The following is a 19,529-nucleotide window of genomic DNA, read 5'->3' on the forward strand; positions in this document are numbered from 1 at the left end:
TTGTTTTTTTCCCTTATGAATCTTGAGATTATTGATCGATTCTTGCACCAAAATTGTAAAAAATTTTGGCAAAACCGGATTCAACAAAGATAATTTTTCACAAAATGAAATAGAACTTACTATTATTCCAAAATTAGCTTGCCCTTTGCCAAAGTTTTAATCAGTTACCAATAAAACCCAAGCATTGAAGTTCACACAAACTGCCGAGCCTGCGGTAGAAAAACCACTCATCATTGCAGCCCTACAAGACATGGGAAACGTTGGAAACATTGTAATTGATTTTCTAAACAAGGCAAAAAAGACCACGCCGTTCAGAAGAGCAGAGTCAACCGAACTGTCATATGTCCTAGATAGGGGAGGTTACATCGAAATTCCAAAGGAGGGCTGGGACTACAAGTACAGCCAAAGCCTGATAATCTTTGGCGGGGGTGCAGGCCAGCCAAAGACAACAGAAGAGCTGCATGAATTATGCCAGGATGTCATTTCCGTGGCAAAAAAATACCAAGTCAAATTCATCTATACAGTAGGCGGCTTTCATACGCCAAGGATAATACGCGAAGAGCCAAAGGCCTTCATCACCACCACATCACAAGAATTATCAAAGCAACTAGAAAAGCTTGATGTCTTTATGACTCCGACAAAGTCAGTCATAACCGGATTTAACGGGTTGATCCTAGGCTATGCAAAGCTAAACGACATTTACGGGATTGGCCTGTATGGCGAAATCGACGAGCCATCCATCCCTCAATACAGGGCCGCAAAGAGCATAATCAAGACGCTTGAAAAACTCACGTACCAGAATTTTGGCCCTACGCAAGAACTGGATGCGCTGGCAAGCGAGATTGACAAAAAGTTGCGCTCTGACTGGAAAGTAGATTACTAGTGCTTGTGCATTTCTGAATCCAAGTGACAGTCACATGTGCACAGTTCTGTCTTGTGGTCGTTTTGGCAGTCGATGCACTCATAATGCTTGTGTTTTTCACAGCTGGCGCAAATCATCTTTTGTTTAGTACGATATAGTCATATTTTAGGACTGCGTCAGAGATCAATCTCGCTTTTTTCCAGTATCGCCGCAGTCAGAGAGTAATACGATTTTGGGTCCATCTGCTTTGCAAAGCCCTTGTCTATGTTGATTAGGTAAATTGCGTCAAGCTTGGCATTTAGTATGTCGTCAAATTCAATTGGGGGATTTTTGTAAAACGTATCACAGAGTGATTTTATTTTTTTGATTTCAGGGTGCGGTCGCTGCGATGGCGGACTAAGAAACAGCTTGTTGATTGGCAGCATCCCAATTACTGGCGTTGCCAGCGAAAACTCGTCACAGTACTTGCTGTATCTTGCAATCTTGCTGATTATTCTGGAAACATAGTAGTCGATGGTATCCAGCGCATGCTCCGGCGGAGTAAAACCTGTTTCTATTTCTATTATTGCGGTTTTGTTGTCTTTTTTTGCATACAGATCACACACTAGTGAGCCAGTCAGTGGCTTTTCCACATCCACTGCAAATCCCTTTGCAACCAGATTTGCGGCGCAGATTAGCTCCAAAACAGAGTGATTTATCTTGACTAGATTTTGCTTGTATAATTCGATTAGTCGCTGTCGTACAAAGTTCAGCTTTGGAATGTCATCTGGAGCCAGGTTTTTGCCAAGTTGGTTTGTTACCGTGTAGACATCGTCCTGAAACTTTTCTAAATCCAAGTAATCAAAATTGAAAAGATATTAGCAGATTATACTGCTTCTCGCACAGTCTTTACTTTGGCAATTGCAGTTGGTGCGCCGTTGATTGGCTCTACAATTACCGTTACTGTGTCCTTTGCACTTCGTCCAGTTCCATCGCTTGCTGTGATTTCAAAGACCAGTGTCTTTGTTTCACCGTTTGCAACTTCTGGTGCAATGAACGATGGTTTTGCAATGTCATTTGCAGAGAGTTCTACCTGCTCACCAGAGATTTGTCTCCAGTTGTAGTTGAGTTTGTTCTTCATCTGGTCCTTGCCAGAGCCAAAGAGTGTTACCTCAGAGTGTTCTGGGACTCGCTGGTCTTTGCCTGCATATGCAGTCATTGCCTTTGCTAGTGTTCCTTTAACTGTGATATCTACGGTGTCTGGCTCGCTGTCTTCGGAGCCGTCGTTTGCAATCAACTGGAACGTGATTACAGTATCAACCTCGGTCTTTGGAGCCACAAATGCTGTCTCTAGTTCTGTTGCAGTAGATAGTTCCACTGCGGGACCGGAGATTTGGTTCCACAGGTATGTCAATGGTTCTTCATCTTCATCAGATGCAGTGCCTGCAAGTGAGACGGTAGTGCCAATCTCTACTTCTTGGTCTTCTCCCGCATCAACCACCGGTGGTGTGTTTACTGGTAATACTGTAACTTTGGCAATATCCTTGGTTGGGAAGCCGTTTTCATCTGCTACGCGTAGCTCAAAGACAAGTATCTTGACTTTGCCGTTTGCCACTACTGGTGCAGTAAATGTTGGTTCTGCAGATTCAGTGTCCGATAGTTCGACTGCCTCGCCGCCTATTTGCTTCCAAGAGAATGTAATCTCTTCGCTGTCTGGGTCAGAGCCAGAGCCTGCAAGTGTGACTTCGGTTTGCTCATCTACGACTTGGTCAGATCCTGCATCTGCAGATGCTCTAACATTGTCAGATACTACTGTTACCGTTACGGTGTCGCTGTCTTCGCCACCGTATGGGTCAGTGACTGTTAATTCAAATGTTAACTCGGTTGATGCACCGCCTGAAACCTCTGGTGCCTTGAATCTTGCCTCACCCTTTGTTGGGTATGCAATTACTACATCTTCGCCGTCGACTTGGCTCCAGGAATATTTGATAATGTCTCCGTCTGGGTCAGAACCGGAACCTGTCAAGTAGACAAATCTGTTTGACATCGTGTTCTTGTCTGGTCCTGCATCTGCCAGTGGATCATCATTGACTGGTCGGACTCTGACAATTACAACATCGGTTGCTGTTCCGCCGCCGTCTGCTTGGCATGTAAATCTAAATGCTGTTGGAACGATTTCGCCGTTTGGAATCTCTGGTGCTACAAATGTTGGGTCAGAGTCAGCGTTTGAGGATAGTTCCACAAATGGACCTAGTGTTTGTACCCAAGAGTAGCTCAGCTCTCTGTCAAGCTTGTCGTCACATGTACCCTCTAGCTGTACAGAGTCGCCCTCGTCCACAATTTGGTCAGGACCTGCAGATGCAGAGATTAGTGTTGGTTTGCCTGCAGTCATTTTTACTATCATGGTGTCTTTGGCAATTCCGCCAAAGCCGTCAAATACAGTTAATTGGAATCTGAAAATACCAGTGCTTCTAGTTACACTTGAGGTGTCGAAGCTTGGTGTTTGTGATGAAGGGTCATCTAGTTCTATTACTGGACCGTCGATTTGTGACCAGTGGTATGTAAGTGCATCACCGTCTGGGTCAGAACCAGAGCCGTCAAGTGTGACTTCGTCGCCTTTTTCCACTGTTTGGTCGTCTCCCGCATCAGCAGTTGGTGGTTGGTTTCTTGGTAAAATAGTGACTTTAACTAAATCAGTATCAATTTCTCCATAAGGATCTTCTACGGTTAACTCAAAGGTTAGGATTTTGACTTTGCCATTTTCTACTTCTGGTGCTTTGAAGGTTGGCTCTGCAACGGTGTTTGATGGGGTCAGTTCGACTTCTTCTCCGCCGACTTGGGCCCAAGAGATTGTAAGTGAGTCATCGTCTGGATCGATTCCTTCGCCCATCAGGGTTACAAAGTCGCCAGATTTTGCAATGTTTTGGACATTTTGAGTCGATGGTGTAACTGCAGCAAATGCTGGAGATACAATCATGCTACCAACTAGTAATGCCATCAAAACTGTGAGTGATTTTAGTTGCAACGTTTGTATCGTAAAAATACGCCGATTAAAAGCTTTCGTTCAAATCGGCACACTTTGTGGATCAATTTTTTGATCACGGATCACTTGTTTTATGTTTTGTCCAAAATGTGATCAAATGTCGATCATTTCACCAGATCTCTTTTTACGATCAATTTCGGACAATTTGAGATCAGAAATCTGCTCAAAAATAACTGATCTATAACTTGTGACATTTTGATTTGTGGATTTAACAAAAAATCGATCAGAGTTTTACATGTTGAAGTGGGCAATCACCGCCATAATATTGGGAGCGATTTTGGTTACTGCACATACTGGTGCATTTGCCACAAAACCGTGGGACCTCTTGATTACTGCAAAATTTGAGCAGGACCAAATAGGACTAAACGAGCAGCCCGTGCTTGTGGGAACAATACTGGACCAAAAAGGCGAGCCTGTCTTTGGAGCCAAAGTCCAGATCCGCTTTGCAGACAGCTCAGTCAGCACAACAACTGATGAAGAGGGCAATTTCAGATACGAGTTTGGCCAAGCCCAAACGGACGGAATATTTTCAGCAAGCATCACTGCCACAGTAGCTGATCTTAAGGGCATGGGCAAGGCATCAGTAAAGATCGGAACCGGCGTTAGCACCTTTGATGACTTGTATTATAGCAGGGATTTTGATAAAGAGACAAAAAACGACCCATACAAATCCCTAAAGCAGAAACAATACCAGAAATTCATAGAAGAACAGAACAAAAGAAAATTAAAACAAAATGAAATCGAGGCAAAAAAGTTAGCGCTGCAGGAAAAGCGTGACATATCAGAACAAAGGAGAAGTGACGCAGTCAATGCAACCAAGCCCGGCGCAGGTGTCTATTCATATGATGAGCAAGAACAATACATTGCCAAAAAGGATCCTCGCCTCAAGGCAATGATACGTGCCCAGATGGACCACACACGTCAGATCTATGAGGAGGCAAAATACGAAATGAAAAAGATCCTAGATGCAGGAGGCTCACTAGAAGACGCAAGAAAGGCCTACTTTGAGAAGCTAGCAACAACACATGAAGAAGCACAGAAGGTAGGTGCCGAAAACAATACCGAAAACCACTCCAAGAAAAAGACCCAAGAAGAGAGAAAAATAAGCAGTAAAAAAGTCAAGGGCCTCACATACAACAAATATTTCAAGTAAATTTTCCGGTTCCAATCTGGAACCAAAAAACCCGATCAAGTTCCGCCATAGATATAGTCAGACCTAAAGAATGGCGGGCATGATGTCAACACGCATCAGTCTAGGCAAGGGAATAGGCAAGTATCTTTCTTCAATACTAGTAGACGAAGAAGGCGTCTCGCTTGAGAACATTTGGCAGACGATTACGGACTTTGGCATAAACAGGGAAGACCTCAAAAAGATAGACCCGACATACAAGGAGCTCTTTGAGATTTACTCTGCAATTCGTGCCTACAGAATAAGCGTCAAGTATCTCAAGGACCTCAAAACCAAGCTCTAGGCAGACATCATAGGAAAAACATGGACAGAACAGACCTCAAAGAAAAGACAATAATCCTAGGATTTACGAGTGCCATATTTTTGCCAGTGCGATTGCTCGTAGGTCAGTTCCTTTTGGACCACTGGCTTGGGATGCTTGGAATTGCATCTGCAGTTTCCATAGTGTTGATGGTCCTAGTAAAAAAGGAAAAACTTGGCAAAGTCGGCATCATGTTCAAAAACCAAATGACAAAGACACTTTGGGGAAGATCCGCCAAGTGGATAGTTCTGACTTTGGTAGTGTTTTGCGTGTATTTTGGCACAACCATTCTGCTGGTAGAAAAAGGAAACACTGAATATTTTGAGGACAAGCAGGTAATCGCAGAAAACTTTGCAACAAAACTTGACAGGGACGACATTTCAAGGCTGCAGGGGCCGCAAACTAACGGTATCATCGGAGTTACGCAGCTGCAATACTTGGAGTATTTTCTTGCAATATCATATGCTCTAATAAACGACACCACAAATGGCTGGCTTGTTAACCTGCACCTCATAATGTTTGTAGAGCAAATAGAGGTATTGGGATTGCTATGGTTCTACAGGCGCGCCTTTAAGCCACAGATGGTGCAAGCCTGAATCAGGTTTGTACATTCTGAACAAACAAACTCAGAAAATATCAGATACCAAAGCCTAGTCTGTTGCAAATATTGATTTTTGGACTAGTACTGCTAGGGATGACATTTCCGCTGGCACATGCTGAAAATTACCAAGTTACCATCCTAGACGGCACATCACAGCAAGACAGCGGACTAAAATTCTATCCAGAGACATTGCCGTTTAGCGGCGATGACACCATAACATGGAAAAACCAAGATTCCGCCACACACAGCGTAACAAGCGGGATTGGCACACACCCAGAGTATTCAGGCAAGTTCTTCAAGACAGGAGCAATAGAGCCAGGCAAGTCAGGCAGCGTAAAAATTGATGTCAAGCAAAACTTTGCATTTTATTATTTCTGCGAGATTCACCCATGGCTTGCAGGAAAATTGGTAGTAGAAACTGCACCGGAGTCCCAGCCGGAAACTACAAACCCAATTGTCTCAGAAATTCAGATAGGCTCTGATGTTTCATTGACAGGCCAAGTACACTATGACTTTAGGAAAACCCCATATGATATTTTGACATATCAGGGCGATTCCCTAGTTGGTGTAAAACATGGCCTCTTTGATGATTCAGGATCATACACAGATACAATAAGACAGCTGGCCCCTGGAACATACACACTCAAAATCGTGTACGGCTTGCCGACCCAAGTAGGGGCAACAAGCATCGAGATAACTGAGCAGATTCCAAAATGGATAAGAACCGACGCCAAGTGGTGGGCAGATGACTCCATAACAGACTCGGAGTTTGTCAAGGCAATAGAATACCTGGCCAAAGAGAACATAATCAAGATTCACAAGTCTCAGACGGCACAAAACACAGTCATCCCGGCATGGTTCAAGTCCAGTGCAGGATGGTGGGCGTCAGGCCAAATATCAGACACTGAGTTTGCAAAGAGCCTCCAATACCTAAGCGACAACGGGATAATTCAGATCTAGTTTTTTTGCAAAAATATTCTCACGGCTTCTAGGTGCGAGCAGTTTGCCTTGAGGCCTTTTCCGTGGTGAAACGTGTAAAAGTTCTTAAAGCCAAGACAGTCGCACGAGTCAAGCGTCACCATGTAGGACTTTTCGGGGTCTGAAGACGATCTTACCTGAAAGATGTCATCGTCTACCTTGATTACGTTTCCCTCATCGACTAGCTTTTTTGCCTTGCGTATTGTGCTTGCGCTCACTGGGTATGTTAGATCGGCCGCATTAGAATAGATTGCGATCATTGTATGTTTTTTGTGCAAATAATTTACTCGTAGAACACATAAACAATACCAATCAAATTTTGATTTGAAAGTGGAGCGAAAATTCAACCAAACCCCAGGAGACACCAACATTGCCATACTTGGGTATCTATCAAAGGTTGGAACATGGATGAACTTGAGGCAAATCACCACTGGAACTCCGGGCTCTGACCTAAACAGAGAAAGGCTTCGAGCTATCCTGGAGAGTTTTGCAAAAAAGGAATTTATCGAAATTAGGGAAAGTCAGAATCCAAAGGCAAAATTCGAGTACAAAATAACAGAAAAAGGCAAAATTGCTTTTCTGAAATGTGTCAGCTTTGATCCCGATGTGAAATATTTGCTTGGCCTGCGAGACCACAAGGAAGTCTAGTTTATCCACAGCATCGAATAACCCTGGTCGTCTTCGAAGATCAGGTCCATGTCAAATTTTAATTCCAGATTTTGCAGTATTGTGCCAAGATGGGCTGATTGCAGCTCGTCATCAAAGTTTTTTGAAATGCACAATACTCTGAAGAATGGTTTGCCGGACTTTGACAGATTGTTTGCGAATTGTTCTAGTGTTTGTTTTGATACAGAGTCAAAGAACTTGACTGCAAAATATCCTTTTTTTGTTGAAACCACGACATCCATCGTTTCTCCGCCAACTGATTGGTTTTGCTTGTAGGGTAGTTTTTTTTCGCCGGGCTTTGCCTTGCTCATTATTGCTTGCAGTTCTGGAAAAACCAAGCTAGAGTGGTTTAGAATTTTGTCGACTTTGGTCTCTCCCTCTGGCAGAGACGTCTCAAAATTAACCAGATATGATTGGCGGATAAGCTGGCTTTCTATGGACTTGAGTTCTTTTTTGTACGACTGCCCCCGTGCAGTAATCCACAAAAACAGAAACGACAACAACCCAATTACGACGCCGTTGCTTGCCATGAGCCAGACCTGTGTTGTGTATAATTTCAGAATGCTTTCTGCCGAAAAGACTTGTTCTGTATCAGGTACAAATGCCAGGCCGACTAGGCCGGATTCTTCGTCCTTGATTTCCTTGATTTCTCCGTGCTTGTGGATTTCTTCTTGGAATGTAAATTGAGACAGCGATATTACAACAGACAGCGATAGCAATCCAATGATTACCATGACAAGTGTTACTCTGTACCAAATCGAGAGATTCTCGATTGCCGCATCTAGTTTTCCTGCCAAGGACCTGTCGTCTTTAGACAACGCCATTGGGCGATTTTGTGCGTATTTAACGACTTGTTACAAATTGTAACATGATACAGTTCTTGCAAAATCGCTTTTATATCTGAGGCTAAGTATTCTCATGGAATCAGCGCAGACAGTAATTCTTGACGCAAATGTAATCATAAAAGAAATCCAGGAAGGAAGAATTCTCCGACCAATCGCAAAGCGAATGAAGAAATACAAATCAAAACTTGTCCTGCCAGAAATAATTCTAGGCGAGGTAAGCAAGATTACCGGCTCTGATCCAATATCTACGATGGAGCGAGTCTATCAGCACTGCAAGCAGCCAATCATGGTGGACAAAACAAATGAAATTTTAACAGAATCGCAGCGAATCAACGAGAAATATTACGAGTGTCACAGATCAGACAGCCTCATTTTGGCCACTGCAAAACTGACCGGCTCTACTCTGGTCAGCTTTGACAGGGACTTGCTGCAGACAGCAAAGATGGAAGGCGTCCAGGCATTTTTGCCTAGAAATTACATTAGGTGGGGATAGAAAAAATGAGGGCATTGGTCTTAGAGCAAAATGACAGAATAATCCAGTTGTATCGGTCCATTTTTGAGCAAAAAAAATATGACGCAGACTTTGTCTGCGACCACGGCCAATGCCTAGACAAGGTAATTGCAAAAAACCAGTACGACATGGTAATTCTGGAAAAGCCGATCAGAACAGACATTGACACAAATCTGGAAGACGAAATAAGGATGGCAAACCCAGAACAGCGGATCTTTTTCCTCTCCCCATACATGACTCCACGTGATGAGGAATTTGAAACAGTAAAGGAAACGCTGGACTTAATAGACAAGCCGTTTGCCATGGTGAACCTGCTGACCCACCTAGAGATCAAGCCGACATTGGGCAAATAAGATTTTAAGCTAAATTTGCTAGCTTGGTGTGATGGGCATCAAGCGGTATTTTGCCAAGCGCGCGCTGGTTTTGTTTGGAGTCCTGATGGCGACCCTGTTTTTGACGGTTTTGCTTGTCGGCTCTAACATGGATTCCATACTAAAAAAGGGAATTGCAATACAGGTGCGCGCAGAAATAGTGGAAAACAAGGAGTTGATGTCGGGCTTTGCCGGAACGGATGAGCTAAACCAGTACATTGAATCCCAGATAGAAAAGCGCACCAAGGCGCTTGGCTTAGATGAGCCGTGGCACTCGCCAAACAGAATAGGCCTTGCAATGTACAAGATTCTGATTTTGGATTTTGGACATTCCGCATTTCTGACTAGCGACTCTGGCTCTACTAGTGTCGGTGACATAATTCTAGAAAAGATGCCAAGAACGATTCTTCTTTTTACTACCGCCACAGTAATCATTTCAATAATTGGGATTTTGGTTGGCGCGGCAGCCGGAAGTAAGATAGGCTCCAAAACAGACAAGATAACATCGTCGTTTGCCATTATCAGTAGCAGTTTTCCCGTCTGGTGGATTGGACTGCTCATGATCTTTACGTTTTCCTTTTGGTATGCGATATTTCCTGCAAGGGCAACACCGCTCATTCCCCCAACAGATCCAGGCTACGTAGTATCGTTGTTGTACCACATGACACTGCCAATAATCACAATTGTTCTAATCGGATTTGGGACATGGGCATATTTGGTTAGGAATTTTATGGCAGGAATAATGCAGGAAGATTTTATCTTTGTAAAAAAGGCAATTGGGATCAAGCAGCGCAAAATAATTTTCGGTAGCGCACTAAAGAACGCTGCGCCGCCAATTGTCACCATTCTTGCCTTGAGCCTATCCGGATCATTGGGCGGGGCAATAATCACAGAGGCAGTCTTTGATTGGCCTGGGATGGGTCGGCTCTACTTTGAGGCAATCACGCTAATGGACTTGCCTGTAATAATTGGCGCCACATATGTTCTGACTGTGTTCTTTTTGGTAAGCATCTTTGTTTCTGACTTGCTGTATGGGTACTTGGACCCAAGAATCAGGACTGGTTAGATGGACTATACCGAAATCAAGGCTGGTTTTACAAAAAGCAGAATAGGACTGGCAGGCCTTGCCATGCTTGCATGCCTAGTGGCAGCATCCATTGTTACCATATCTGCAATACCTGTCGATACCTACAAGCAATGGAACAATCCCGCGAGATGGACGGAGCTTCCCAAGTCTGCCCAACCAGAATGGGTAAACTGGTTTTTGAGCAAAAAAATACCAGAGCACAAGATTCTTGATTCCTCAAACATAACACTCAGGCAGGGACAAACAGAATCTGCCATTATTCAGAGATTTGACGTCGACTATACATCGGATTATTTTCCAGGCGAGTTTTTGCTTAATTTCAATTCAGAATATTCCGGCTCTCCGATTCTGCAAATCAGTGTGATAAGACCAGATGGAATAACTCTGAAGGTGTTGTCATCATCGCTCCCATACTCTGATCATAAGGCGGATTATTTTGACAAGATATTTTCGACAAACGAGTCCATCAAAAAAAACCTCAGGCTACAGTCCGACTATTTTGCATATCCAATCCATGAATATAGTGCAAAAGAGATAATCTTTGCAAAAACAGACAGACATGAGACGCTAAAGGGAAAATACGAGTTTGTAATTGCAGTATCCGATGTAGACGTGTTTGACTCCAAGATTGTGCTTAGCGGCAAGGTCTTTGGCCTTGCAGGAACGGACGAGCTAAGACGCGATTTGGCAATAGGACTGCTCTGGGGAACACCAATTGCATTGTTCATTGGAATTGTGGTGGCATTTGGCTCCGTCATTTCGGGACTGGTCTTTGGGGTTTATGCTGGATACAAGGGAGGAAATACGGACGAGTCCATGATGCGGCTCAATGATGTGATTTATGCGCTCCCCGCCCTACCGTTTTTGATAATTCTTTCAGTTACGACATCAAACAGCATATTTTTGATGATTGGATTTTTGATGATCTTCGGCTGGGTTGGAGTTGCCAAGGTCTCTCGCAGTATGGCACTGCAAATCAAGACGCGACAATTCGTAGATGCGGCAAAGACAATGGGTCAAAAGGATTCCAAGATTATTTTCAGGCATATTATCCCGCAGATAATGCCCTATGCGCTTGCAAGCATCGCAATCTCTGTTCCCGCGGCAATAACGACAGAGGCAGGCCTTAGCTTTTTGGGTCTAGGAGACCCAACATATCCAACGTGGGGCCAAATTCTGCATGATGCCAAGTCCCATGGGGCAGCAGCTCGAGGGTTATGGTGGTGGATTATCCCGCCAGGAGTCATGGTTGCAATAACTGGCCTTGCTTTTGTCTTTATTGGAAACTCGCTCGAGTCCACGGTAAATCCAAAACTTAGGCGCTAGTTTGAGAAGTTGAAGTCGCGGATAACTTTGAGTGCGCTGTCGTTTAGCTTGATGGTGTAAGCTGCGGCATTGGGATCGGTTAGTTGTGCCAAGGATTCTGCAAATGTAGTCTTGTCTTTTCCACGCTCGTACATTCCCCCGGTTTCCTTTATGCAGAGTGGGAATTTTTTGAGCGACAGCCCGTTTTGGAAGAGGTGAGCGATGAATTTTTTATAGTTTTCCGGCTCGTACCAGTCTACATTTTTTTCCTCGCATGCTGCAATCCAAGTATCTATTGAATTCTGATAGATTGCCTTTGTCCTAAGAGCATCCAGAGTCATTTAGAAATCTGCGCGCTTCATTTTGGAGCCGCATCTTGGACATGTGGCACCCTTGAATTTGTGGTTGCAGGTAAGGCAGACGTATTTTACTCCACCTCCGCCGCCCTCAGAATTGAATCCAAAGAATCCCCCTCCCCCACCTGACGAGTCTCCTCCATATCCGCGCATCTTGCTCATCTGGCTTCGCCTAATCCAGAGCGGCAAGAGAATGAAAACTGCCAGTGCCACGCCAAGACCCACATATGATGGAAGTCCCATGGCTGTGAACAATAATTGAATTCCTATGCTAAACGCAAGCGATGCAAACAGGTAGATGAGGTATTTTTTGTAGGTATACAACACAGTAATTGCCTTTAAAAAGGATTTAAAGTTTTGTCAGTTTTTTTGCTCATCATCTGACTCAAAAATTATCGGGATTTGATTTCCTTGGCTATCCCATGCAAAAATGTCAGTGTCATTCTCATATGGAGATTGCACAATTATTGACACCAGTCCAAAAAAATTGTGCAGGTCCGTAACTGACGGTTCTGCAGAGCCGCTTGGATGCGAGTGAGCGGTTCCGACATATGCCAAGTCTAGTGGTAAGAATGATTGTGGAAAGCCAGCGAACGTCTGGTCGCTGTAGGAGAACGGTGGAATTGAAAGCCCGTCTATTGTGATTATTCCCTTTTTGGACTTGCCCTTGAGAATCAAAATTGCTTCGTATGGGTGCTTCATTTTACAATATGACAAAATGCTATCATGGACTTCTTTTTTTAAAAACACCTTGCGCTCTGGCCTGGTGCCCATTATTGTGTCAGCTCGCCCTTTATTCCAAGTCTTTCCAGTGAGGATTTGAGGTCTTGGAATAGTTTTTGCCTTTGTGAGGATTTTTGCTCCAGCTCGGATTGGAGGTTTTTTATTTTTGCCTGAGCATCAGCCAGGTCGGATTTGGATTTCGATAACTGTTTTTCAAGGGATTCGAGTTTTTTGCGATCAAATGCCGATGCTTGTTTTTCTATTTCCTGGATCTGGGACTGGATGCTCCTTTTTTGCTGTATTAGATTGTCAAGAATCGACATCAGGTGTGTGATATGATCCACTGACTTGTCGGTTTCCTTGACAGATACCGTCCCAGAGACAATTCCTTTCATGCATGATTCCAAAATGGTGATTATGGATTCTTTGCTTTCTGTTGTAATTACTTTGGACGGTCGCTCCAGCAGCCTTTCAAGTATTGACTTGAGGGACTTGTCCAGAGATGTGACATAGACATACTTTCCAAGCGGGCGCGAAACCTTGGAGAATTCGTCGTCAATTTGCCCGTCTAGCTTTTCTTCTTGAGACTTTATCTGTGTGATTTTATTTTCTAATTCTAAGAGTTGGGCATACTCTGAAGAGGTGTGCGTGTCTATGATTTGTTTTTGTGTGGATTCGCAGAGATTTTGTGCCGATTCCTGAGACTTGCGCAGCTGTGCAATGTGATGTTCGATGTCCATGAGCTCCTGTGTGGAGTGTTGGATTTTCAACATGGTATCTTTGATCACGCCGGATGAGGACTCCAGTGTTGAATAGTCGGAAAGCATTTTTGTTATCAGGGTGTGGTTTTCTGTCAGCAATGCGAGGTGGTCCTTGAGGTCTTGGGCATATTTTTTTGCAAAAACGTGAATGACGCGACTGTGCTTGCCCAAAACATCGCCGATTTTTTTTAGGGTGTGCGATGATGCATCCGCGGTTTTTGCCACATCCTCAAATGTTGAAACGACAGGTAGTGACTTTTTGGATTCTTTTGATATTACGTCGATTACCTCGGTTTTGGCCCTGACTACTATGACCCGCAGTATTTTTTCAATGTCGTCTACTTTGAGATCGTCGTTTTTTAGGTGGTCAATTATCTTGTAGATGTGGTTCAGCTCGCGCTCTATCTCAGAAAATAACGGCTTCGACTGTATTGTGATTTTTTTGCGCAATTCTTCCTTTTTTGAAGCCAGGATTGGCTCTAGCTCGTCTATTCTCAGAGTGTGAGATGTGGCAGGCTCTTGCTCTTCTTGCTTTTTTTTGCCCCAGCCAAAAACCATGATTTCTATGAATCCAGTTCCAATGTATATTTGTCGTATCTTAAATTTTAAAGCCAGTCAGATCTTGAACAAAAGCATGCCATCTAAGATCCTAAGCCAAAACAAAAACGGCAGCCTTTGCGGCACGGTAAGCCAGAGTGCCATAATCAACACGTCAATTTCAGCATTGTGGAAGATTATTGGAAACTATACGGGTCTGCCAGAATGGGTGCTAGATGTCAAAAAAACAGAATCACTGTCTAGAATAAAAAACGAAGTTGGTGCAGCACGAGACATAACCTTTGCAGACGGCAGCCACGTAATAGAATATGCTGTCGGTTGGAAGGATAAAGAATACCTATCATATGTTGCGACAAGCGGCCTGCCACTGACCGGATATCACGCAACAATATCTATTGCGCCAAAAGGCAAGGCCTCTCAGATAACTTGGACGTCGTTTTTGATCAGCCAAGACTCGGACAAAAAAGAGTTCCTAGAGTTTTTGGGCTTTATGGACTCGTTTTATGCCAAATCCCTAGAGCAACTCAAGGCAAAGCTGGAAAAAACAACATAAGCCAGAACAATGCAGGAATATCATGAGCGATATCCGCCTTACTTTGATTGGTGTGGCACTTGTTTTTGCGGGATTTCTAGTTCTCGGGATATTTGGCCAGGATCATTACAATTTTGCAATCCAGGAAAAAGAATTTGGTGATTGCTTTACATATGAAGATGGAAAACAAGTCGAAGTCAGTTGTGCCGAACAGATGCAGGACAGGACGTTGTTTTTTGGGCTAGTCATTTCTATAATTGGTGCCGGAATATTTTTCCTAATCAAAGGAATCAGAGGAAAGTGGGACCAAGACGTCAAGCCGCAAGACAAGGTAGGCCCGGATTCTAGCTTTCCAAGCTAGGCCGCAATTATTCCGTTTTGTATTAGATATTGGAGTCCTTTTACAAAGTCGCCGTTGCTTATTTTTCCTTCTGACCACCACTTGGCGTTGCTTTTAATCCAGTCAGGAATCTTTTTGGCAGTGGTTTCTTTTTCTGTTTGAGGAACCTTGATGATTTTTTCTTTTATCAGATATTGGATTCCTTTTGTAAAATCAGAATCTCCAATTTTGCCTTCTGACCACCATTGTGCGTTGCTTTTTACCCAATCCGGAACAGCAATAGAATCATCAGATATCAATCCTGGAATTTGTTCTAGGAGTACTATTTTCATTCCGCTTGAGCGAACATCTGAGATCAGCGATTCCAACAGTTGGATTTTTTCTTGGTTGACTTCGTTTTTGAATGTGTCTGTCTTTACTGCAAAGTCAGACGATTGTAAAGAGATTACGGCAAATCCATTTTGTGTTATACTAGTCTGGGTTTTTGTGAGTGCCTTTTGAGGAATTGTGCCTGCGACGAACGGATCATCACTTACCAGATTAACAAAAGACAGCGTGCTTGGGATGTGTTTTAGATGACCATCCGATAGTTTGTCGCTTGTAATTGATGCACTAAAGTAGGCCATTTTTGCTTCACTTGCTGCATCCACCGTGTCCTTGTTGAATGCATCGTATGGAGGGCTAAATACGGTTGCAGTCTTGCCAAAGACTTTGGTTATCTTTTCGTTTGTTTGCTTGATGCTTGCTGTCTGTCTTTGCTTGTCAAACGTGGTGTGATCAATGTATTCCCAACCACGGTTTGCTATTTTGATGTTGGATGTTTTACCTAGTTTTTCTTTTAAAAAGTTGACACTATTTGGATCATCTCCGGTAAATTTGCCAATTACTGATACAGTTAGTGGTGTTTTGTTTTTGTCAAATGTATCGATTACCTTGTTTTGGACATCATTTAGCCAAAAGTCTTGGAAATTATCCATCCTAAATGCAACGCAGTTACAATCAGGCATTTTCGGCTTTTCTGGTTCCGGGGCTGCTTGTGGTTTTGGCATACGCAGTTTGTCAAAGTCATGAATTTGGCCTATCGGCAAAATTTTGTATTTTGCCTGTCTTACTTGGTCAATTAAAGAATCAAGTTCTTGGATTTTCGTTGAGTTTACCTTGTTTACATAAAATCCATTTTCGTATTGCGCAAACTCGTATGGGTGCATCATTACTACGGCATAGCCATACTCGAAGATGCTTTCCTCTATTTTCTCCATTATGGTATCATTAGAGATATGGCGCCAGATCCCAGCTGATGGATCTAGTCGTGCGGTGGCTGGAACTATAGGAAACTCGTAAAAGCTTGATTTTTTGAAGATTGGTGGTTCCCTAGTGGTTGTGGCATGGCTAAGATGGGTAAAGCCGTTTGTTTTTAGTACCGATATTGTGTCATTGTTAAAGAGATTCTCTGGCGGAATGAATACTGTGGGAGTGATTCCAAAGAGCGATTTTATTTTGTCATTTGTTTGAATTATGAGACTTTCTTGTTCTTTTTTTGATAGTGTTGAGAGGACTTTGTTGTTCCAGCTGTGACTTGCTATTTCTATTGGCGGATCAGCTGCAAGACCTCCTTTTATGGTATCAATTAATGCCTTGTCGGTGCCAATCAATCCTCCAATCACACCAATTGTAAATGTCGTATCTTTTCTCTCAAATAATGAGATCAGTTCAATTTGAGCAGGGGCGAGGAAATAATCTTGTACGTCATCTAATCGAAATGCGACGCAATTACAGTTTAGGTTATCGCTGTTTAGCTCTGGATTGTTCAGATAGATTTTGATAATTCCTGTGTCATCAGTTATTGTCACTTTTTTGGCTGCAACCGTATTTAGCTGGCCGGACACATCTTGGGATTTTACATATAGCGCATAATTGCCCACTTTGAGCTTTGAAAAATTAGCAGTTCCCTTTGCAGTGACCTGGGATTCGGCAACCCTGTTCTTTTTAGAATCATATAGTTGTGCTACAAAAGAGCCATCCTGCTTTGTTACCTTGTTTTTTGTGTTGTTGTAGACTTCGACTGGAAATGATTTGTCCACTATGACGGGCCACTTGGTAACTATTTTGAGGTCTTGGGCAATTCCCGCCTCTAGTTTTATCGGGGTGTAAATATACTTGAGATTTTGGCCCAGTGATATTTCGGCAAAATAATGATCATCTAGTTTTGTAGTAGGATAAAGCCAGGCTCTAATTGCCTGACCGTTTTGCGCCGTCTCTGAATAACTCCACCATTTTCCGTCGTGAGATTTTATCCAGACTTTGGCTCCAGGTAAAGGAGTTTCGCCGTCTTTGTAATAGATGTTCAATAGCAACCCGCCGGCGTTCTTGATTGGAATTTCTATGCTGGTATTTTTTTTGAGATCGATAAACTCGGTAGTAGCATACATGCTATTGGCATAAACCTCAATGCTGTACCGTTGATCAAGGGGCAAAGACGAAATTGTGAACGGGTTGGTTTGTAGCGAGTTGATCTCTTGGATTGGGGTTTTTTCTTGGTTTTTGTAGACCTTGACTGTGATTCCTTCGGGGGTCACCCGTTCGTTTTTTTCGTTTTTTATATAGACGTCAACGTTTCCAGTTTTTTCCTGAGCAAACGCTGGTGCAATTAATCCGGCTGCTAAAACAATCAGCATTGCAAAAATCAGTCTCATTGGTGCACTCTCTTTGCGCTAGTCCACTTTGCCTTGAGACCCAGTAATTCCTCAAATGCTGCTCTGAGTTGCATAAAGTCAATAATTTGCTTGTATCCCATGACCAAAAAGACTGAATACAGGATCATTCTTTTGTCATCACCGTCCATCCTTATTGCCATTGCGCTTAAAAGATACTGTAGTGTCACAAACATCGAAACGGTAAAGGCTACAAAGTAATAGTTACCAATGAGTAGCTGGTAAATAGCAAAGCCCCAGACCATTATGCTTGTGATAGGAATCAGTATCATGTGGATGACCATCAGGGGGAATGCAAAGCTGTGCAAGTAGCCAAACCTAGGATTTGTCAAAATATCTGAATGCCTTCGCAAGATCTGCAGGTTTCCGCGGTACCATCTTTTTCTTTGCTTGTAAAAGTCGACAAATGTTTGAGGTGCCTGAGTATATGCGATGGATTTGTTGCTTCCCTCAACAATCATGCCAGAGCGCAACACCTTTACTGTCGCATCAAAGTCCTCAACCAGAGTGTCCTTGTGATATGTTCCCGCCTCGAGTAGCTTGGTTTTTCTAAATGCACCCAATGCACCAGGCACGATGTAGATTGCCCCAAAATAGTCAAGACCTCGCCTCATTATTTGGATTCCAGATAGATATTCCAGTGCCTGGCACCAGGTAATCCAGTTCATTTTGTTTCGTATCTTGACATTTCCTGCCACCGCTACGACATTTTCATCTGCCATAGAGCGTGCCAGATATTTCAGTCCGGAGCGACTGCATATTGTATCGGCATCAACAATTACCACAATATCCCCAGTAGAATACAGCAATGCCATGTTTAGTGCGGATGCTTTGCCACCGTTTTCCTTGTGTAGTACCTTGACTCTGTCTTTGTATTCCATTGCAATTGCCAAAGTCCTGTCCTTGCTGCCATCATCCACTACGATAATTTCTTTGTCTGGATAGTCAGCGTCGATTAGCGCCTCTATTGTGGTACGAATTACTCTTTCCTCGTTGTATGCAGGCACAATTACGCTCATTCTTGGATATACCGGTGGTTCCTCTATCAGAGATTCTTTTGCAATGCTTCGAATTGCCAGGGGTACAAAAAGCATTGTTTGCCAAAACGACAGAGTAAGCATCCACACAAACAACACCTGAATTATCGACATTGTGCCAGTATAGCCATCGTACAACATCAGACCGCCCAGCACAAACGGTAACACCATCACAACTATGGAATAAAACGACGCGGTACGTGTTTTGTACTTGTATTGCGACGACGGCTCCCTTCTAGATAGAATCTGGTAAAACGACAACACGGCTGCAATGCCAATTGCCACATAACTGAGATAGCTGAACATAGAATATGCGGTAAAGAAGAGCAATGCAAAGATCGCAATTGCCAGCACAACCAGAACAGGATCTGCTCTTGCTTTTTTCTTTCTTGTTGATTTTGTCTTTACTTGTTTTGGTGTTGATGTTTCCGGGGTTTGAGCTTTTGGAATAGGTTCTGAAGTAGATGGGGACATTGATTTTGGAATGGATGATCCGATAGAAACAGTTTGTATGACAAATTTTGGTTCTCTTTTTTTTTGGATGGAGTACGTTTTCTCTGACACAATTGTCGCCCTATAGACATTTGGCTTTGGCAGTGATGTTTGTTTTTGCGGTATTGGTTTTTTTGGAATTGTGTCTAGTTTTTGTTTAAAGCATGATTCATGGAACCATTGGTTTTCATACCTGATGGACTTTTGGTCCAGTCTCAATTCCACAGTACAAAATGCACATTTGGCTAGCGAATAGTTTGTCAAACTTGATGAATCTGAAA

At 43.1% G+C, this 19,529-nt stretch carries 22 protein-coding genes; 12 read left to right on the top strand and 10 right to left on the bottom strand.

The features are described from left to right. The first annotated feature begins 184 nt into the window (after positions 1-184). Positions 185-883 carry a PAC2 family protein gene (locus NAQ_RS03285; RefSeq protein WP_100182234.1) on the top strand — a complete coding sequence of 233 codons (699 nt, stop codon included), beginning with the start codon at positions 185-187 and terminating at the stop codon, positions 881-883. 155 nt (positions 884-1,038) lie between these two features. Here NAQ_RS03285 and NAQ_RS03290 read toward each other — a convergent pair whose 3' ends face one another. Further along, positions 1,039-1,698: a hypothetical protein gene (locus NAQ_RS03290; protein WP_100182235.1), complete on the bottom strand. Its 660-nt coding sequence runs from the start codon at positions 1,696-1,698 to the stop codon at positions 1,039-1,041. Positions 1,699-1,727: 29 nt separating this feature from the next. Next, positions 1,728-3,866, bottom strand: a complete 2,139-nt coding sequence (locus NAQ_RS03295; RefSeq protein ID WP_100182236.1) for a PKD domain-containing protein — start codon at positions 3,864-3,866, stop codon at positions 1,728-1,730. Positions 3,867-4,119: 253 nt separating this feature from the next. On the opposite strand from NAQ_RS03295, the gene NAQ_RS03300 reads away from it, so the two are divergent. The 4 genes from NAQ_RS03300 (at position 4,120) to NAQ_RS03315 (ending at position 6,935) form a co-directional block, all read left to right on the top strand. After that, the gene (locus NAQ_RS03300) at positions 4,120-5,037 is read left to right on the top strand and encodes a carboxypeptidase-like regulatory domain-containing protein (protein WP_162858613.1); all 918 of its coding nucleotides are present in this window, start codon (positions 4,120-4,122) and stop codon (positions 5,035-5,037) included. Positions 5,038-5,116: 79 nt separating this feature from the next. Continuing rightward, complete coding sequence (locus NAQ_RS03305) at positions 5,117-5,356, top strand: hypothetical protein (protein WP_162858614.1); 240 nt, start codon at positions 5,117-5,119, stop codon at positions 5,354-5,356. A gap of 20 nt (positions 5,357-5,376) precedes the next feature. Then, positions 5,377-5,970, top strand: coding sequence for a hypothetical protein (locus NAQ_RS03310; RefSeq protein ID WP_100182239.1), 594 nt, complete (start codon positions 5,377-5,379; stop codon positions 5,968-5,970). A gap of 98 nt (positions 5,971-6,068) precedes the next feature. Further along, positions 6,069-6,935, top strand: a complete 867-nt coding sequence (locus NAQ_RS03315; protein ID WP_218192570.1) for a cupredoxin domain-containing protein — start codon at positions 6,069-6,071, stop codon at positions 6,933-6,935. On the opposite strand, the gene NAQ_RS03320 is transcribed toward NAQ_RS03315, so the two are convergent. After that, positions 6,932-7,231: a hypothetical protein gene (locus tag NAQ_RS03320; RefSeq protein ID WP_245871707.1), complete on the bottom strand. Its 300-nt coding sequence runs from the start codon at positions 7,229-7,231 to the stop codon at positions 6,932-6,934. The two genes, NAQ_RS03315 and NAQ_RS03320, sit on opposite strands and share 4 nt — an antisense overlap. A gap of 52 nt (positions 7,232-7,283) precedes the next feature. Between NAQ_RS03320 and NAQ_RS03325 the strand changes: the two genes are divergently transcribed. Next, positions 7,284-7,601: a hypothetical protein gene (locus tag NAQ_RS03325; protein WP_162858615.1), complete on the top strand. Its 318-nt coding sequence runs from the start codon at positions 7,284-7,286 to the stop codon at positions 7,599-7,601. On the opposite strand, the gene NAQ_RS03330 is transcribed toward NAQ_RS03325, so the two are convergent. Continuing rightward, a complete protein-coding gene (locus NAQ_RS03330) occupies positions 7,598-8,437 on the bottom strand; it encodes a hypothetical protein (RefSeq protein ID WP_162858616.1) in 840 nt (279 codons plus the stop codon). The two genes, NAQ_RS03325 and NAQ_RS03330, sit on opposite strands and share 4 nt — an antisense overlap. Positions 8,438-8,537: 100 nt before the next feature. Here NAQ_RS03330 and NAQ_RS03335 point away from each other — a divergent pair, with 100 nt between their 5' ends. The 4 genes from NAQ_RS03335 to NAQ_RS03350 are packed head-to-tail and all read left to right on the top strand — an operon-like array spanning position 8,538 to position 11,759. Next, on the top strand, positions 8,538-8,957 hold the full coding sequence (locus NAQ_RS03335) for a type II toxin-antitoxin system VapC family toxin (RefSeq protein WP_100182243.1): 420 nt from the start codon (positions 8,538-8,540) through the stop codon (positions 8,955-8,957). A 5-nt stretch (positions 8,958-8,962) separates the two neighbouring features. Next, the gene (locus NAQ_RS03340; RefSeq protein ID WP_162858617.1) at positions 8,963-9,328 is read left to right on the top strand and encodes a hypothetical protein; all 366 of its coding nucleotides are present in this window, start codon (positions 8,963-8,965) and stop codon (positions 9,326-9,328) included. Positions 9,329-9,365: 37 nt separating this feature from the next. Beyond that, complete coding sequence (locus NAQ_RS03345; RefSeq protein WP_100183420.1) at positions 9,366-10,412, top strand: ABC transporter permease; 1,047 nt, start codon at positions 9,366-9,368, stop codon at positions 10,410-10,412. After that, a complete protein-coding gene (locus NAQ_RS03350; RefSeq protein ID WP_100182245.1) occupies positions 10,413-11,759 on the top strand; it encodes an ABC transporter permease in 1,347 nt (448 codons plus the stop codon). It begins immediately after the preceding gene. Here the strand turns inward: NAQ_RS03350 and NAQ_RS03355 are convergent. Genes NAQ_RS03355 through NAQ_RS03370 form a run of 4 tightly spaced genes read right to left on the bottom strand, consistent with a single transcriptional unit; the run spans position 11,756 to position 14,136 of the window. Further along, positions 11,756-12,079, bottom strand: a complete 324-nt coding sequence (locus NAQ_RS03355; RefSeq protein WP_100182246.1) for a hypothetical protein — start codon at positions 12,077-12,079, stop codon at positions 11,756-11,758. The genes NAQ_RS03350 and NAQ_RS03355 overlap by 4 nt on opposite strands. After that, positions 12,080-12,418, bottom strand: coding sequence for a hypothetical protein (locus NAQ_RS03360; protein ID WP_162858618.1), 339 nt, complete (start codon positions 12,416-12,418; stop codon positions 12,080-12,082). A 36-nt stretch (positions 12,419-12,454) separates the two neighbouring features. Beyond that, a complete protein-coding gene (locus NAQ_RS03365; RefSeq protein WP_100182247.1) occupies positions 12,455-12,868 on the bottom strand; it encodes a Mov34/MPN/PAD-1 family protein in 414 nt (137 codons plus the stop codon). Continuing rightward, positions 12,868-14,136: a coiled-coil domain-containing protein gene (locus NAQ_RS03370; RefSeq protein WP_100182248.1), complete on the bottom strand. Its 1,269-nt coding sequence runs from the start codon at positions 14,134-14,136 to the stop codon at positions 12,868-12,870. Before NAQ_RS03370 ends, NAQ_RS03365 begins: the two co-directional genes overlap by 1 nt. Positions 14,137-14,212: 76 nt before the next feature. Here NAQ_RS03370 and NAQ_RS03375 point away from each other — a divergent pair, with 76 nt between their 5' ends. Together NAQ_RS03375 and NAQ_RS03380 are read left to right on the top strand one after the other, a co-directional pair. Then, positions 14,213-14,689 carry an SRPBCC family protein gene (locus tag NAQ_RS03375; RefSeq protein ID WP_162858619.1) on the top strand — a complete coding sequence of 159 codons (477 nt, stop codon included), beginning with the start codon at positions 14,213-14,215 and terminating at the stop codon, positions 14,687-14,689. A 22-nt stretch (positions 14,690-14,711) separates the two neighbouring features. Beyond that, positions 14,712-15,029 (top strand): hypothetical protein, encoded by a 318-nt coding sequence (locus NAQ_RS03380; RefSeq protein ID WP_177585552.1) that lies wholly within the window; start codon positions 14,712-14,714, stop codon positions 15,027-15,029. Here the strand turns inward: NAQ_RS03380 and NAQ_RS03385 are convergent. Next, positions 15,026-17,701 carry a polysaccharide deacetylase family protein gene (locus tag NAQ_RS03385; protein ID WP_100182250.1) on the bottom strand — a complete coding sequence of 892 codons (2,676 nt, stop codon included), beginning with the start codon at positions 17,699-17,701 and terminating at the stop codon, positions 15,026-15,028. The two genes, NAQ_RS03380 and NAQ_RS03385, sit on opposite strands and share 4 nt — an antisense overlap. Then, complete coding sequence (locus NAQ_RS03390; RefSeq protein ID WP_162858620.1) at positions 17,698-19,467, bottom strand: glycosyltransferase family 2 protein; 1,770 nt, start codon at positions 19,465-19,467, stop codon at positions 17,698-17,700. The genes NAQ_RS03385 and NAQ_RS03390 overlap by 4 nt, the downstream gene beginning before the upstream one ends. Between the last annotated feature and the right edge of the window lie 62 nt (positions 19,468-19,529).

Origin of the sequence: Candidatus Nitrosotenuis aquarius, from assembly GCF_002787055.1 — an archaeon.
In the GTDB taxonomy this organism is placed as follows: Archaea; Thermoproteota; Nitrososphaeria; order Nitrososphaerales; family Nitrosopumilaceae; genus Nitrosotenuis; species Nitrosotenuis aquarius.